This window comes from Arthrobacter sp. Hiyo1 (genome assembly GCF_001263615.2).
In the GTDB taxonomy this organism is placed as follows: Bacteria; Actinomycetota; Actinomycetes; order Actinomycetales; family Micrococcaceae; genus Arthrobacter.
The window spans coordinates 419,349-420,028 of record NZ_DF952471.1; the positions used below are offsets into that span (position 1 = coordinate 419,349).

1 pseudogene is annotated in these 680 nt (G+C 68.8%); it reads left to right on the forward strand.

From position 1 onward, the window contains the following. Positions 1 to 522: pseudogene (locus AHiyo1_RS13475) on the forward strand (glycerate kinase); the annotation flags it as partial. Positions 523 to 680: the final 158 nt, after the last annotated feature.

Below are 680 nucleotides of genomic sequence, written 5' to 3' on the forward strand. Positions count from 1 at the left end.
GCATGTTTTCGGCCCGCAGAAGGGGCGGACGAGGACGCGGTGGAGCTGCTCGACGCCGGCCTGCGCAACTGGGCGTCGCTGCTTCGGGAAGCGGGCGGTCACGACGTCAACGTTCCCGGGGCCGGAGCGGCTGGAGGATTCCCGGCGTCGTTCCTGGCCTTCGCCCAAGCGACGCTGGAAGGCGGGTTCGCCCTGGTGGCGGGCCTGACTGGGCTTCCCGAACAGCTCGCCGGCTCTGACCTGGTGATCACCGGCGAAGGATCCATGGACTCGCAGTCGCTGACCGGCAAGGCACCCATCGCTCTCGCGGATTCCGCCCAAGGGCATGGAATTCCGGTGATTGTGGTGGCGGGCCGGATCCTGGTGACACCGGAGGAACTGGCCGGCCACGGCGTGGTGGCCGCGGCGCAGTTGCTCGACGTCGCACAGCGTCGGGACGGCGTGCCGGATATTGCCGACGCCGTGGCGAACGCAGCCAAGTACCTCGCGTGGGCCACGAGCCAGGTGCTCGAAGGGGTCTAGGCTCCCGTCCACCCAGGGACATGCCCAGCGGGGTTACTCGGCGTCGTCCGGGCAGATAATTAACCTACAAAGCATGGCTCTGACTTCTGCCATGCATCCACGATGCGACGACCCCGCCCGGGACGCCGTCACCGCCTGCCGGGCTGGCAGCCGGCCAG